Below are 14,270 nucleotides of genomic sequence, written 5' to 3' on the forward strand. Positions count from 1 at the left end.
ATCGTCTGGACGCGCTCAAGCCGGACGTTAAACGCACGCAAGAGTCAGGTAAGACGGTTTCGGCCGCGCTGGCGTTGACGGCGTGAATACGCTAGAGATAAGTGCAGATTGTGCAGATTATCTCAGGCGTTTATGAGCGGCGAAACAGGATGTGCCCGAACTCGTGGAAGGGCAGGTTGACAAGACGCAGGTACGACGCCCCGACGGCGTTGCCCTCCACCGGGGCCAGCATCAGGACCAGCCCCCAGGCCAGCAGCAGGGCCCACAAGACCGCACGGCCGCTAAAGGCGAACCAATCGCCACCGGGCGCGGCCGACAGCAAGAGCGAGTCCGCGCCCCGCGGCCGCGGGGCCGCACCGGCGCACGGGCGCGCGTGGGACACCGACGCCGCCGGGGCCTGGGGCCGCGGATCATCCCCATCTGTGCGGGGGTGGTATTTGAAATACTTCGCGAAGACGATACCGCACCGGGCACAGATGGGATGGTCGCCCGCCTGTTCGGCACCACACTTGGGACACTGCATCGGCACACCCTCCAGGTCACTGAACCTCGCTGGTTCGATTGTAGCGAACCCGCACTGAGTCTAGGACCGCTGCGCGCGCGTTGTTGGGCGTTGCGTCCAGGACCGGAGTTCCGGGGATGGGATGCTTAGGTGAGATCTGGATAACTTCGTACCCATACGACAAACCGGAGGTCGAGGCTTCAGCCGGACGCGGCGTCTTCGCCCGCTAAGGCGTCGGCGACCGGTCGACTTACCACGATCAATTTGTGGTACGACGTTTTTCGGATATGGCCGGTGACGCTTGGCCGCTTGTACTCGACCCCGGCGGGGTGTAACCATCCCCGGCGAACACCCCATGCCCTGACATCGACCCATGAAGAACCCAGTCGTTGCGTCGACCGGCGGCCTGGACTCCACCACCGCGCGCCATCGCTTCCCGGAGGAACGACGTGGAAACCATCGCCGTCATCGATTTCGAGACTACCGGCCTGTCCCCGCATTACGGAGATCGCGCCACCGAGATTGCCGCGATCCTGGTGCGCGACGGGCAGATCGTCGGCCAGTACCAGAACCTGATGAACGCCGGCGTAGCGATACCCGCGTTCATCACGCGCTTCACGGGCATCACGACCGCGATGGTCCGCCAGGCGCCGCCCGCTCGGCAGGTGATGGCCGAGGTCGCGGACTTTGTCGGTGACTATCCACTGATTGCCCATAACGCCTCCTTCGACAGCAAGTTTTGGGACGCGGAGCTGGCGCGGATCGGCCACGCGCGGCGGCAAGACTTCATCTGCTCGATGCTGGTGGCCCGCCGCGTCCTCCCGCAGGCGCCCAATCATAAGCTCGGCACCCTCGTCGAATTCGCCAAGCTGCCCGTCACCGGCCGCTATCACCGCGCCCAGGCCGACGCCGAGATGACCGCGCATCTGATGCTCTATCTGGAGCGGGAGCTGATGCGGCGATTTGGCCTCGCGGCGGTATCCTGCCGACTGCTCGCCAAGATCCAGAAGACGCCGGCCAATCGGCTCGAGCACTGCGTTGCCGGGTTCGGCAAGCGGTGCGCATGAGGGGCGGCGCAGCGGACCGATCGCCGCCGGCCGCAACACCCGCAGTCCAAGGCTTTGCCGTGAAGGTCGCGCAGCGACGTTGTGGGAGCGGCGTCAGCCGCGACGAGACTCGCGAGTTACCCCGCCCGCCAAGTCGCATTGGCGAGGGCGGCCAAGATATCCTCCCGCTCCAGGCGGGATACAGCCCCGGCACGCTGTCGATCGACTCGCCGCCGGCCGGCAGGCCGGTAATGGTGCCGACGGTGATCCGGATGCCCCGAGTACACTGCGAGGGACGGCCCGGCGTGGAAAGACAACCAGCAGAACCAAACCTGATGCGCATCCTGATCGTGACATCCTGCACCGGCCAGAAGACGGTCGGGCATCCGCGAGGGCTGACCGGCGACGACTTCGCCCAAGGCTCCGCTCATGTGCAGGAGCGCGAAGTCGCCCTCGCCGACTGCCTCACCCCCGCCCGCGACCTCTACCGGGGTCAGCAGCATGTTCGCCTGATGCGCGGGGTCAAGGGCGTGGCGGGTAGACTGGAGACCCACCTTCAGGTCGTCTCGGCCGGCTATGGACTGATCCGCGGGGAGCGCAAGATCGCGCCCTATGAGTGCACCTTCAGCGGTCGCGGCAAGGCTGACCTGCGCGCCTGGGCCGACCGGCTCGGCATCCCCGCCGCCTTCCGCGCCCTGATGGCGGACCCCTACGACCTCTGTCTGTGGCTGCTGGGGGACGACTATCTGGCGGCCTGCGGGATCGACTCCCGGCTGCGGCTCGCCTCGCCCACCATCGCCTTGTGCGGGAGCACCGCCAGCCGCAACCTGCCGCCACTCGCGGGGCTCACGACCGTCGTCCTCGGCAACCCCGAGGCCAGACGCTTCTCCTGCGGTCTGGTGGCACTCAAGGGCGACATCGCCGCCCGCCTGCTCACCCGGCTCGCCGAAACCCCGGACCTGCTGCCGACCCTGATCCATCCGGACACCGACCTGCTGGAACTGCTCGAGCGTGCGCAAACCGCCCTGAAGGCGCACGCTACCAAGGCCCAAGCCAATCTGGCAGCATGCCGTTGCGCTTCAGCCGCTACGACGAATTCCGAGGGCAAACAAGAATTGAGATCGCCAAGGCCGGGTTTCTGCAAGCTCGCACCATGATGTTCCGATTCTGCTGCGATCAATGACTCTCACATCGTTCCTTCAGCAGTCATTTGCCGCCAAGGCGCCAATCGGCTGGAAATCTTCCTATGAGGTTCCGTTATTATCGAAGGAACTGGAAAGGAGGCTTGGATTCTCGCCCCGCGCGGATGTGCTATTGGAAAATTCCGCGCTCGACAGACGTATTTGGATTGAATTCGAGATCAGCCGCGCCGACCCCGCCGCCAATCACATGAAGTTCGCAGTCGGACACCTCTTTTCTCCGCAACCGCTGGGGGATGTCTTTGTATCGATGGTGAGCCGTCACGTTGCCGCTGGTCGCATGAACCTGGGGGCAACCGCGGTCATCCTGATGCGCAGGCTCGGCATGCAAGCCTTTCAGATTCCACTGTTTCCCGGCATCAAGGGCTCAGACATCAAGGAGTTGAACCATCTGCCCCAACTTCAACTGGTACACCAGAACCTCGACATCGGCCCCGAGATAGAGCGTGCCATCGTCATTACCGAGCCAGTCTTTACGGATCGAGCGCACCGACTCTTTTTTGCCTCGAATGTACTCGAGGTATCACTGAATGTAATCAACTGGAATCAGGGCGTAGCGACGGTTGACGGCGCACATGCTTGGGGCAAGCGGACCGTGACCTATTTCGTTTACGACCCGCGCTCCGATCTGTTCGCGCCGTCAAAATTCTGCGCGTTTCTTCCCATGCCGAAGGTCGCTGAGTCGAGTGCCGTGATTTCATTGAACACAGGGATCGGCATGACCATAGATTATTATTGCTCCATCGACCAGATTGAACCGCGTTTCGATGGCGGTGCTGCCAAGAGACACTTGTTGGATCGCTTGGGGTACCAGTTGATTGAGCACAACACATCGCCTGGGTTTCAGACGCGCTTCGAGCATTGGCTCGCCGCATGGAAACAACTAATCCGGGTTCATCCCCGAGGCGCGCATATTCTGCTTCCCCGGACAAATTGAGGTCACGATCCGCTCGCTAATGAGCCGTCGCACCCATCGCCTCCAGCTTGCGTTCACGATGAAACCGCGCAAGCGGAATTCCCAACAACTCGGCGGCCTTCGACTCGCCGAGCAACTCTTCGCCTAATGCGCGGAAGACCAGTTGCTTGAACAGGATAATCTCTTCAGGCGGATAAGACACACCGGGCTCTTGCCGACGCCAGTCGCGTTGGCTGAACAGGCGACATAGTTGCTGGTGACTGGCGGCATCGATCACCTGGCTATCGAGCGCTCGGAACAGGCAGCCTTGCATGCTGAGCCCATATTTGTGCTTGAGCAATAGCAATTCGTTCGGTAGCAGTTGTCGACGGCGGGCACCAAGATGCGCGACGACCGCTTGGCGCGGCATCAGGAAGGCACGGGCAAACCGATTGCACAGACGCTCCAGCAGATCGCCGCGCTTGTGCGGCACCCGAGGGGTCTCAATCAACTCCGGGGCGACGCGCCCATCGAGCAGCAAATGCGCCAATTCATGGGCGAGTGTGAAGCGCTGCCGGTCCCCGTTCCAGTCCCGCCCGACGACGATCAGCGGCACGCCATCGACTTTGCCCGCCACACTGTCGAACTCTCGTTGCTCGACGGCGCCGGTTGCGATGACTCGAATGCCCTTGGACTCCAGGGTATAGATGAGAGCCGGGATAGGGTTCAGGCCGAGCGACCAGGCCTCGCGAAGCCCCTCGGCGAATGGCTCGATCTGCCCTTCCTCGCGGATCTCGCCGAGCAGGTTGGCTGGAACCGAGAAAGGCTCGATCGGTGAATCGGGATAGAGGCTCAATAGCTCCTGCCAACGCTCGGCCTGGTCCAGCACTTCGCCATGAACGCGATTGAGCAGGCACTGACCGATAGATGCCTTCTTGCGGTACTCAACCCCCGTGATCTCGACTTTCATGGGGCGGAAAAAGAACTCGCCGCGAACCCCGAGCACCTTGGCGAAATCGATCAACTGGCGGGAGGATGGCGTCAACACTCCCTTTTCGTATTTGTCGATGGCCGTATGGCTCACGCCGGTGCGTTGCGCGAACTCGCGCAGCGACAGACGGGCGGACTTGCGGGCTCGAAGCAGTTGTTGTCCGATCATGGCGAACAGCCCCGTGAGTTTACAAATGTGGCGATCTGTGACCAAGCGTAAACTCACGTCGCATCCTTGTCGATCTCGGGCCACGATTATCGCTTCGACCGCCCAGCGGGCGATTTTGGACCAGTTCATCGCCGCCTTGTGCCGGCTGATCCGGCACGGATGTCTGACCCCCGTGCGGAAACACCGAAGCAAATGGCTCGCGACCGCCAAGGCTGAAGCCTTGGACTCCTGGCCGCTTGCACTCAACCCCGGCGGGGTGTGACCATCCTCGGTTACCGGTTATCCTTCCCCGACCCGATCCCTGACCTCGACCCATGAAAAACGCAGTCATCCTGTTGAGCGGCGGCCTGGACTCCAGCACCGTGCTCGCCATCGCCAAGGACGAGGGCTTCAACCCCTACGCCCTGTCCTTCCGGTACGGCCAGCGCCACCTGGTGGAGCTTGAGTCCGCCCAGCGGGTCGCGGCGGCGCTGGGCGTGACCGAACACGTCATCGCCGACATCGACCTGCGCCGTTTCGGCGGCTCGGCCCTGACCGCGGACCTCGCCGTGCCCAAGGGGCGCGACCCGGCGGCGCTGGGGGAGGGCATCCCCATCACCTATGTCCCGGCGCGCAATACGGTGTTTCTGTCCTTCGCGCTCGCCTGGGCGGAGGTCCTGGGGGCGGGCGACATCTTCATCGGGGTCAACGCGCTCGACTATTCGGGTTACCCGGACTGTCGGCCCGAGTACATCGCGGCCTTCGAGCGGATGGCGAACCTCGCGACCGCGGCCGGGGTGCAGGGGCGCCAGCGGCTCCAGATCCACGCACCGCTGATCGACCTGACCAAGGCCCAGATCATCCGGCGCGGCCTGGCGCTCGGGGTGGATTACGGGCTCACCAGCAGTTGCTATGACCCGGGGGCGGACGGGCGCCCCTGCGGCCAGTGCGACTCCTGCCAACTGCGAGCCAAGGGCTTTGCCCAGGCGGGCATCGCGGACCCGCTGGCGGCCCGCTTCGGGGACGCCTGAGATGGACGACCGGGTCTTCCACCTCGCCGCCGCGCCCTTCGAGGCCGCCCGCCGGGTCGCCATACTCCCCGCGGGGCACCGCGCGCGGCGCCTGCACGGGCACGGCTTCCGCGCCCGGGTGCGGGCCGCGCTGCCCGCACACTGGGCGCCCTTCCCCGGGGGGGAGACCGCGGCCCTGGGTGACGCGCTCGCAACCTGTGTCGCCGACCTCGACTACCGCGACCTCAACGAGCACCTGGCCGTCCCCACCGACGAGAACCTGGCCCGCTGGATTCGCGCTCGGCTCGGGGTGCCCGGGGTCGCGAGCGTCGGCATCCGCAGCACCCGCGACCAGGGCGCGGACCTGGACGCGCTGGACCACGCCCACCTGTGGCAGCGCTTCCGCTTCGAGGCGGCCCACTGCCTGCCCCGGGTCCCCGCCGGCCACCCCTGCGGGCGCATGCACGGCCACGGGTTCGAGGTCATACTGCACGCCGATCAGGACCTTGCCGGCCAGGACATGGGGCTGGACTTCGACCACCTCGGGTCGGTCTGGGCGCCGCTCCAGGCCGAACTCCATCTGGGTTGCTTAAACGACCTCGAGGGCCTGGCGAACCCCACCAGCGAACTGCTCGCGCACTGGCTCTGGCAGCGCCTCAAACCCGCCCTGCCGGCCCTGTCCTGGGTCAGCGTCTACGAAACGGTCACCGCGGGCTGTCACTACGACGGCGCCCACTACCGCATCTGGAAGGAGCAGCGCTTCGAGGCCGCCCTGCGCCTCACCGCGGCCCCCGCGGCTGATCCGCGGCGGCGCCTGCACGGGCACAGCTATCTGCTGCGCCTGCATCTGAGCGCGCCGCTGGATCAGGTGCTCGGCTGGACGGTGGACTACGGCGATGTCAAGGCGCTGTTCAAGCCGGTCTATGACCGGCTCGACCACCACCGGCTCGATGAACTGCCGGGGCTCGCGGCCGCCGATGGCGCCGGTCTGGTGCACTGGATTCGGCGCCACTGCGCCGCCGCGCTGCCCGCGCTCGACCGCATCGACCTGTACGAGACCCCCGGCTGCGGCGTCAGCCTGTGCTGGGGCGACCTGGGGCCGGCCCTGCCGTCATGACCTATCTGGTCAAGGAGGTCTTCTACACGCTCCAGGGCGAGGGCGCCCGTACCGGGCGGGCGGCCGTGTTCTGCCGCTTCGCGGGCTGCAACCTCTGGTCGGGACGCGCGCAGGACCGCTCCCGGGCGGTCTGCACCTTCTGTGACACGGACTTCCGGGGCACCGACGGGGTCGGCGGCGGGCGCTACCCGGACGCCGCCCGACTCGCGGCGCGGGTCCGCGCCGCCTGGCCCGCACCGGCCACGCCCGGTACCATCCCCTATGTGGTCTGCACCGGCGGGGAGCCGCTGCTGCAACTGGACCCACCCCTGATCGCGGCCCTGCACGCCCAGGGCTTCGAGATCGCGGTGGAGACCAACGGCACCCGCACCGCCCCGCCCGGGATCGACTGGGTGTGCGTCAGCCCCAAGGCCGCCGCCGGGCTGCGGCTGCTGGCCGGCCAGGAACTGAAGCTTGTCTATCCGCAACCGGACGCCCCCCCGGAGCGCTTTACCGGTCTCGCCTTCCGGCACTTCTTCCTCCAACCCCTGGACGGCCCGGACCTGGCCGCCAATACCGCGCGCGCCATCGCCTATTGCAAGGCCCATCCGCGCTGGCGCCTGAGCTTGCAGACACACAAGCTGTTGGGGATTCCGTGACCGCCCGATTTCAGGGTCACGTTGGGGCAGACGCAAAGCGCCGGGAGCTTTTCCCTGCTATCGATGCGATACTGACGACCTCTTGGCCGGGTGCGGCGTGCGTTGACCAAGACCGAGAAGCAACAAATAATTAACAAGGACTTAAGGACCTGAAGATCGTCTTGGACGGCATCTGAAGGGCTGAATGGTGCCCTCGGCGGGACTTGAACCCACGACCTATCGCTTAGGAGGCGATCGCTCTATCCAACTGAGCTACGAGGGCTGATGCGCCCGGCATTGCAGCCCTGGCGGCGGCCGCGGATCGCTCAGCGGGGCGCCGCATTAGTCTACCGCAGCGGCGGGCGGTATGCTCGCGCCGGCGACACCATGGGCCCGGTCGGCGCGGTGTCACCGCGCGCGCCGCGACTGCCGGTGTACCCGGACCGCTAACGCCCGCCCAGGCCGTCGCGCGCGAGCCGACCACCTATCCCGTCACACCCAACGGAGACCGCGCATGAGTGCGCCCCCTGAACGCCAGGTCAAGCGCCCCTGGCATCGCTACCTGGCCTGTCCGATCTGCAAGTCGCCGCTGAACTGGGGTGCGGCGGGGTGTCGCTGTACCAACGCGGCGTGCACGGCCGAGTTCCCTCTGGTTCGCGGCGTCCCCGTGGTCATCAACGAGGGCCGCAGCCTCTTTTGCATCGCCGACTTCACGGCCGGTCATGCCACGACCTTTGTTGAGTCCGGACCCGGCGCAGGGTCCAGGCGGCCCAGTCGCCTGCGCCGATTCATCCCCTCCAACACCCGCTCGGTCCGCTACGGCGGCACCAGGCGCTTCATCGCCCGTTTTCAAGGCACCGACCAACTGGTGCTGGTGATCGGTGCCGGTGACCAGGTCTTCACTGGTGAGGGTAGCGCGAACCTGATCTGTACCGATGTGCACCTCGGTGCCGGGGTGGAGTTGATCGCGGACTGCCATGACCTGCCGTTGCTGGACGGGACCATGGACGCCGTCGTCGCCGTCTCGGTGCTGGAACACGTTGCGGACCCGCAGCGCTGTGCGGCCGAGATCGTGCGCGTACTCAAACCGGGCGGGCTCCTGTTGGCCGAGACGCCCTTCATGCAGCAGGTCCACATGGGCCGCTTTGACTTCACCCGCTTCACCGACCTGGGGCATCGGCGGCTCTGGAATCACTTCCGTGAGATCGAAAGCGGGCTCTCGTGCGGTCCCGGCACCGCCCTGGCATGGGCCTGGCAGTATTTTCTCCTGAGCTTTTCGCAGCGACCCACCACCCGCAAGTACCTGCGCGCCTTGGCCCGGCTCACCGCGTTTCCATTGCCCTGGTTCGATCTGTATCTCAAGGACAAGGCGGGCGCCTACGACGCCGCCTCCTCGTTCTTTTTCATCGGTGAGAAGCTCACCGAGCCGGTCAGCGACCGGGACATCATCGCCGGCTACCGCGGGCTCGACAGCCCGCGGTGACGCCCCAACACAAGCCACCCCGACCACGAGGAAACGTCATGCCCCCCTTCGCCTACCTCAAACTCTACCTCCTGACGGTCCCGGTCTTTCTGGCCATCGACATGGTCTGGCTCGGGTTCATCTCCCGGGACTTCTACCAGCAGCACCTGGGCTACATCCTGAGCCCCACGGTGAACTGGCCCGCCGCGATCATCTTCTATCTTCTGTTCGTGGTCGGCATCATCTATTTTGCCGTGGCGCCGGCCCTGGCCCAGGGGTCCTGGCGGCGCGCGGCGCAGAACGGACTCCTGTTCGGCCTTTTCACCTATGCGACCTATGACCTGACCAACCTGGCCACGCTGCCCAACTGGCCGCTGACGGTCGTGCTGGCCGACACCCTGTGGGGCATGGCCCTGTGCGGCAGCGTGGCCACCCTGAGCTATCTGATCGGTCGGCGCCTGGCGCGCGCTTGACAGGACCGGCTTCTTGAGTGTTTGCGGCGCTGGGGCGAATCCTGGATCATGGGCTACCTCCATCGAACGGCGCGGGAACCACCATGGCCGAGACCTTGGGACCGGGAGTCCTTGACGACCCCTTTGCACCGGATTTGTCACCCGAAGAGCGGCTGCGGGCCCTGGAGTCCGCCTGGGCGGAGCCAGGCCCCGTCCACCCGGGGGCGGATCGGCACCTGGCCGACCAGTCAGCCCGCCTGGAGGCGCTGGCGGCCGAGGTCGCGGCCCAGCGCGAGCGCTTGCGCGATCAGGAAAAGGCCATGGTGGAGCGCATCGCCGATGTGGATGACGACCGCCGCCTGACCAGTTCTCAACTGCAGCGCGGGTGGCAGACCCAGCGCGAGGCGTTCGAGGCCCGGTGGCGCCGCCACAACCGTGCCGGGTTGCTGGTGCTCGCCCTGGCCCTGGCCGGGGTCGGTCTATTCGCGCTCTACGCCCACGCGCGCCACACGGCGGCCGCCGCCGCACTCGCGAGCCTGCACCAGGAGGTGCAGCGCCTCTCCGGCATCGCCCAACAGGAGACCGAACTGCAAGAGCGGGTGGCGACCCTGGCCGCCACCGTGGGCGAGCTCTCCAGCCGGCCGCGCCGGGGGGGCAAGGCCCCGGACCCAGGCCCGGGGGCTGAGGGGACGGTCCCGGCGGAACGCCTGGAGCGTCTGGCGGCCGAGCAGCGGCGCCAGAGCGGCGAGTTGGAGGCCCTGCAGCGCGGCCTCCAGTCACTGGTCACCGCGATGCCGTCCCGCCCGGGTCCGACCTTGGACGGCCCCCCGGTGACGGCCCCGGACACCGGAGCGCGACCCAAGCCGGCGACCCCCGAGCCGGAGCCGGCACCGGAGCCGGCCGCGCGCCCCGAGAGCGGCCCTGACGCGGCCGCCCCGGCGCCCCCGCGCATCACCAAGACGTCGATTACGGACCGCCCCTTCGCCCTCCAGCTCATGGGCGGCTACAGCCGGGACAAGCTCCTGGAACTGGCGGTCCGCCCGGACCTGCCGGACCCGGTCTATCTGATTGCGGATACCCGCCGCGGACGCCCATGGTTTGTGCTGATCCACAGCCTGCACGCCAGCAGCGCGGAGGCCCAGGCAGCCCTGGCGAAACTGCCCGCCGGGTTGCGCTCGCCGTCGCCCTGGATTCGCGACCTGCCCCGCGGGGCCGACCTGGAGATCGTCAAACGGGGGGCCGCCGGCCACTGACGGCTTGCCGCGAGCGGCCTGACCCCGGCGCCCGCAACCGAGAGGCCGATCTTTCTCGTCCCATGGGCAAAGGCGCCAGAACCGGCGACAATGGCCGGTCGCTTTGACTGCCTTGTGCGCTACGCCATGCCCCGCCCCCTGACCCGAGATGACATCCGCCACGCGATCGACCTGAGTTCCTTCAACCGGGGCCTGCACTATTTCCGGCAGGGGATGGTGATCGACCTCACGGAGGAGCGGCGCGACGCCGATGGCGTCAGCCTCCAGGCGCGGGTGCGCGGCAGCGGCGGGCGCTTCTATCGCCAGTTGATCTTCATCCCCGCGAACCCCGACCAACGCGACCTCACCGGCTCCTGCGGCTGCCCCGTGGGCTACAACTGCAAGCACGTGGCCGCTGCCTGTCTCGCCTACGAGGAGCGCGAGCGCCAGTTCCAACCCACGGACGGCAGCGCCGCCACCGAGTTCCTCAAGCGCTGGCTGACCAGGGTGGTGACGGCCGGCCAGGAGCCGGCCGCGGTCGCCGACGCCGAGCGCCTGGTCTATGTGCTCCAGCCGGGCGCGACCGACGCCCAGGGGGTCGCGGTGGAACTGCGGGTGGCCAAGCCGCTGCGCCGCGGCGGGCTCTCTAAGGGGCGCCAGGCGAATCTGTACAACCTGTTGCACGGCTACTCCACCCCCGAGTATCTGGTCGCGGCGGACCACGACATCCTGGGGATGCTGCGCGCGGCCTCCGCCGGTCAGTGGATCAGCAGCGTCCCGCTCACCGGACCGAACGGCCAGTTGGCCCTGCTGCGGATGATCGGGACCGGCCGCTGCCACTGGCAGGCGGTGGAGGCGACCCCCCTGGGCCTGGGCGCACCGCGGGACCTGCAGATGGACTGGCACGAGGGCGCCGACGGGCTCCTGACCCTGGCGCTCGGCGTGGTACCGGCGGCCCGGCTGCTGCTCCTGGAGCCGCCGCTGTATCTGGACCTGGCCGGACACCTGGTCGGCCCCCTGGAGTCCCGGGGGCTCAGCGCCGCGCAACTGCGCGAGGTCCTCGCCGCCCCGCGCCTGCGCGCCAGCCAGGCGGAGGCCATCGCCCGCACCCTGGTGCTGGAGTTCCCCCAGTTGCCCCTGCCGACCCCGGTGCCGGTGCCGGTGACCGAGGTCACCACCGCGGCGGCCACCCCCTGGCTGACCCTGACCTGCGACACCCTGGCGGGCGCCGCGACCGACCAGCTCAACCTCGATTTCGACTACGCCGGCCATCGCGTCCCCGGCCTGCCGGCGCTCACCCACAGTGTCCTGCCCACCCACGGCGGCACCGTGCGCATCCATCGCGACCTGGACGCGGAGCGCGGCGCCCTGGACACCCTGGCGGGGCTGGGTTTCGCCCCGACCGTGAACACCCCGCCGCGCGCCGGCGGCCATCGACTGCTCCCCGCCGCCACCAACCCCATCGAGCGCGCCGGCCACTGGTCGGCCCTGCTGCGCGACGGCCTCCCGGCCCTGGAGGCGGCCGGCTGGCGGGTGGACATCGCCGACAGCTTCCGCCTGCGCTTCGAGACGGCGGACTGGGACCTGGAGGTAGAGGAAGAGGCCGAGTCCGGGGGCAACGACTGGTTCGGCCTGCGCTTCGATCTCGATCTGGGCGGGCGGCGCATCCCGCTGCTGCCGATCATCGCCCCCCTGCTGGAGTTGGGTCTGGACGCGGAATTGCCGCAGATCATCAGCCTGCCCCTCGACCCGACTGGGACAGACCCCGCGGCGGCCCACCGCTATGTCGATCTGCCGGCGGCCCGTCTCAAACCCTTCATCGCGATCCTGCGCGACCTCTTCGACCGCGCCGCGCCGGGGGCGGACGGGCAACTGCGGATCTCGCGCTTCGACGCGGGGGCCCTGGCCGAACTCGAGGCCCAGGGCTATGCCATCCGCGGGGCCGAGCGGCTGCGCGAACTGGCCCGGCGCCTCAAGGACTTCACCGGCATCGAGTCGGTCGAGCCCCCGGCCGGGCTCACGGTGGAACTGCGCCCCTACCAGCGGCGCGGCCTCGACTGGCTCCAGTTCCTGCGCGCCTGGAACCTGGCAGGCATCCTGGCCGACGACATGGGGCTCGGCAAGACCGTCCAGGCCCTGGCCCATTTGTTGGTAGAGAAGGAGGCCGGGCGGCTCGACCGCCCCGCCCTGGTGGTCGCCCCCACCAGCCTGATGGGCAACTGGCGCCGCGAGGCGGCGCGCTTTACCCCGGCCCTGCGCACCCTGGTCCTGCACGGGTCCGACCGGCACCCGCTCTTTGATCGGATGCCCGATCATGACCTGGTGCTGACCACCTACCCCCTGCTGTCGCGCGACCAGGAGCGCCTGGCCGAACAATCCTTCCACAGCCTGATCCTCGATGAGGCGCAGTCCGTCAAGAACCCCAAGTCCCAGGCCGCCGCCGTGGTCCGCGCGCTCAAGGCCGATCACCGCCTCTGTCTCACCGGCACGCCCATGGAGAACCACTTGGGCGAGTTGTGGACCCAGTTCGACTTTCTGATGCCCGGCTTCCTGGGCGATCAGGGCAGCTTCAAACGGCTCTGGCGTACCCCCATCGAACAGCATCACGACCATGGGCGCCACGGCCGCCTGGCGCAGCGCATCGCCCCCTTCATGCTGCGGCGCCGCAAGCAGGACGTGGCGACCGAATTGCCGCCCAAGACCGAGATCATCAAGAGCGTCACGCTCGGTGAGGCCCAGGCGGCACTCTATGAGGGCATTCGCCTGTCGATGGAGAAGCGGGTGCGCGAGGCGATCGCCGCCCAGGGACTGGCACGCAGTCACATCACCATCCTGGACGCGCTGCTGAAGCTCCGCCAGACCTGTTGCGACCCGCGCCTGCTGCGGATCCCGGCCGCCGCCCGGGTCAAGGAGTCCGCCAAGCTGGAACTGCTGATGGATCTGCTGCCGGAGCAATTGGAAGAGGGCCGGCGCATCCTGCTCTTCTCCCAGTTCACCAGTATGCTCGCCCTGATCGAGACCGAACTCGATGACCGCGGCATCCCCTATGCCAAGCTCACCGGCCAGACCCGCAAGCGCGACGAGGCGATCGACGCCTTTCGCTCCGGCGCGGTGAGCCTGTTCCTGATCAGCCTCAAGGCCGGCGGCGTGGGGCTCAACCTCACCGAGGCGGACACCGTGATCCTCTATGACCCCTGGTGGAACCCGGCGGTCGAGACGCAGGCCGCGGACCGGGCGCATCGCATCGGCCAGGACAAACCGGTCTTCGTCTATAAGCTCGTGACCGAGCAGACGGTGGAGGAGCGCATCCTCTCCATGCAGGAGCGCAAACGCGCACTCGCCGCCGGGGTCTATCAGGAGACGGAGGGGGAGCCGGATTTGGGCTTCAGCGGGGCGGACCTGCAAGCGCTGTTTGCGCCATTGGCGCAGGGCTAGGTCCGCACGGCGGACCCTGCGGTTTAGCCCCCGTAGATACTCTGTTCAAGCGCAAGTCCGATTTGCCTCCGATCCGTAAATTGGCCTCATCGCTACGTGAACAGTCTCCAGCCTCCGACGAGGTTTGCAGTGCTCGGGCTGGGCCTGGTATTGGTACCCCCGGTG

Annotated in this window: 12 protein-coding genes and 1 tRNA gene; 10 read left to right on the plus strand and 3 right to left on the minus strand. The window is 67.5% G+C overall.

Annotation, left to right across the window (positions count from 1 at the left end; translation table 11 throughout):
* Positions 1 to 130 precede the first annotated feature (130 nt).
* Positions 131 to 523, minus strand: a complete 393-nt coding sequence (locus QZY48_RS21325) for a hypothetical protein (protein ID WP_295434942.1) — start codon at positions 521 to 523, stop codon at positions 131 to 133.
* 428 nt (positions 524 to 951) lie between these two features.
* Between QZY48_RS21325 and QZY48_RS21330 the strand changes: the two genes are divergently transcribed.
* The 3 genes from QZY48_RS21330 to QZY48_RS21340 all read left to right on the plus strand — a co-directional run bounded on the left by QZY48_RS21330 (position 952) and on the right by QZY48_RS21340 (position 3,684).
* On the plus strand, positions 952 to 1,569 hold the full coding sequence (locus QZY48_RS21330; RefSeq protein ID WP_295434943.1) for a 3'-5' exonuclease: 618 nt from the start codon (positions 952 to 954) through the stop codon (positions 1,567 to 1,569).
* A gap of 314 nt (positions 1,570 to 1,883) precedes the next feature.
* The gene (locus QZY48_RS21335) at positions 1,884 to 2,705 is read left to right on the plus strand and encodes a hypothetical protein (protein WP_295434945.1); all 822 of its coding nucleotides are present in this window, start codon (positions 1,884 to 1,886) and stop codon (positions 2,703 to 2,705) included.
* 22 nt (positions 2,706 to 2,727) lie between these two features.
* Complete coding sequence (locus QZY48_RS21340; RefSeq protein WP_295434946.1) at positions 2,728 to 3,684, plus strand: hypothetical protein; 957 nt, start codon at positions 2,728 to 2,730, stop codon at positions 3,682 to 3,684.
* 16 nt (positions 3,685 to 3,700) lie between these two features.
* Here QZY48_RS21340 and QZY48_RS21345 read toward each other — a convergent pair whose 3' ends face one another.
* Positions 3,701 to 4,801 (minus strand): XRE family transcriptional regulator, encoded by a 1,101-nt coding sequence (locus QZY48_RS21345; RefSeq protein WP_295434947.1) that lies wholly within the window; start codon positions 4,799 to 4,801, stop codon positions 3,701 to 3,703.
* A gap of 314 nt (positions 4,802 to 5,115) precedes the next feature.
* On the opposite strand from QZY48_RS21345, the gene queC reads away from it, so the two are divergent.
* The 3 genes from queC to queE are packed head-to-tail and all read left to right on the plus strand — an operon-like array spanning position 5,116 to position 7,545.
* Positions 5,116 to 5,811: a 7-cyano-7-deazaguanine synthase QueC gene (gene queC / locus QZY48_RS21350; protein WP_295434948.1), complete on the plus strand. Its 696-nt coding sequence runs from the start codon at positions 5,116 to 5,118 to the stop codon at positions 5,809 to 5,811.
* A gap of 1 nt (position 5,812) precedes the next feature.
* On the plus strand, positions 5,813 to 6,907 hold the full coding sequence (locus QZY48_RS21355; RefSeq protein ID WP_295434949.1) for a 6-carboxytetrahydropterin synthase: 1,095 nt from the start codon (positions 5,813 to 5,815) through the stop codon (positions 6,905 to 6,907).
* Positions 6,904 to 7,545 (plus strand): 7-carboxy-7-deazaguanine synthase, encoded by a 642-nt coding sequence (gene queE / locus QZY48_RS21360; RefSeq protein WP_295434951.1) that lies wholly within the window; start codon positions 6,904 to 6,906, stop codon positions 7,543 to 7,545. Before QZY48_RS21355 ends, queE begins: the two co-directional genes overlap by 4 nt.
* A 185-nt stretch (positions 7,546 to 7,730) precedes the next feature.
* On the opposite strand, the gene QZY48_RS21365 is transcribed toward queE, so the two are convergent.
* Positions 7,731 to 7,807: transfer RNA gene (locus tag QZY48_RS21365), tRNA-Arg, on the minus strand.
* A gap of 231 nt (positions 7,808 to 8,038) precedes the next feature.
* On the opposite strand from QZY48_RS21365, the gene QZY48_RS21370 reads away from it, so the two are divergent.
* The 4 genes from QZY48_RS21370 to QZY48_RS21385 all read left to right on the plus strand — a co-directional run bounded on the left by QZY48_RS21370 (position 8,039) and on the right by QZY48_RS21385 (position 14,105).
* Positions 8,039 to 9,007: a methyltransferase domain-containing protein gene (locus QZY48_RS21370; RefSeq protein ID WP_295434952.1), complete on the plus strand. Its 969-nt coding sequence runs from the start codon at positions 8,039 to 8,041 to the stop codon at positions 9,005 to 9,007.
* 38 nt (positions 9,008 to 9,045) lie between these two features.
* Positions 9,046 to 9,459, plus strand: a complete 414-nt coding sequence (locus tag QZY48_RS21375; RefSeq protein WP_295434953.1) for a DUF2177 family protein — start codon at positions 9,046 to 9,048, stop codon at positions 9,457 to 9,459.
* A gap of 83 nt (positions 9,460 to 9,542) precedes the next feature.
* Positions 9,543 to 10,691: a hypothetical protein gene (locus QZY48_RS21380; RefSeq protein WP_295434955.1), complete on the plus strand. Its 1,149-nt coding sequence runs from the start codon at positions 9,543 to 9,545 to the stop codon at positions 10,689 to 10,691.
* 126 nt (positions 10,692 to 10,817) lie between these two features.
* Positions 10,818 to 14,105, plus strand: coding sequence for a DEAD/DEAH box helicase (locus tag QZY48_RS21385; protein ID WP_295434957.1), 3,288 nt, complete (start codon positions 10,818 to 10,820; stop codon positions 14,103 to 14,105).
* Positions 14,106 to 14,270: the final 165 nt, after the last annotated feature.

Source organism: uncultured Thiodictyon sp. (assembly GCF_903828115.1).
In the GTDB taxonomy this organism is placed as follows: Bacteria; Pseudomonadota; Gammaproteobacteria; order Chromatiales; family Chromatiaceae; genus Thiodictyon.

Bases quoted from the DNA above. Each gene is read 5' to 3' on its own strand.
- QZY48_RS21325 (WP_295434942.1), bottom strand. From the start codon at position 523: ATGCAGTGTCCCAAGTGTGGTGCCGAACAGGCGGGCGACCATCCCATC.
- QZY48_RS21335 (WP_295434945.1), top strand. From the start codon at position 1,884: ATGCGCATCCTGATCGTGACATCCTGCACCGGCCAGAAGACGGTCGGG.
- QZY48_RS21340 (WP_295434946.1), top strand. From the start codon at position 2,728: ATGACTCTCACATCGTTCCTTCAGCAGTCATTTGCCGCCAAGGCGCCA.
- QZY48_RS21345 (WP_295434947.1), bottom strand. From the start codon at position 4,801: ATGATCGGACAACAACTGCTTCGAGCCCGCAAGTCCGCCCGTCTGTCG.
- queC (WP_295434948.1), top strand. From the start codon at position 5,116: ATGAAAAACGCAGTCATCCTGTTGAGCGGCGGCCTGGACTCCAGCACC.
- QZY48_RS21355 (WP_295434949.1), top strand. From the start codon at position 5,813: ATGGACGACCGGGTCTTCCACCTCGCCGCCGCGCCCTTCGAGGCCGCC.
- queE (WP_295434951.1), top strand. From the start codon at position 6,904: ATGACCTATCTGGTCAAGGAGGTCTTCTACACGCTCCAGGGCGAGGGC.
- QZY48_RS21370 (WP_295434952.1), top strand. From the start codon at position 8,039: ATGAGTGCGCCCCCTGAACGCCAGGTCAAGCGCCCCTGGCATCGCTAC.
- QZY48_RS21375 (WP_295434953.1), top strand. From the start codon at position 9,046: ATGCCCCCCTTCGCCTACCTCAAACTCTACCTCCTGACGGTCCCGGTC.
- QZY48_RS21380 (WP_295434955.1), top strand. From the start codon at position 9,543: ATGGCCGAGACCTTGGGACCGGGAGTCCTTGACGACCCCTTTGCACCG.
- QZY48_RS21385 (WP_295434957.1), top strand. From the start codon at position 10,818: ATGCCCCGCCCCCTGACCCGAGATGACATCCGCCACGCGATCGACCTG.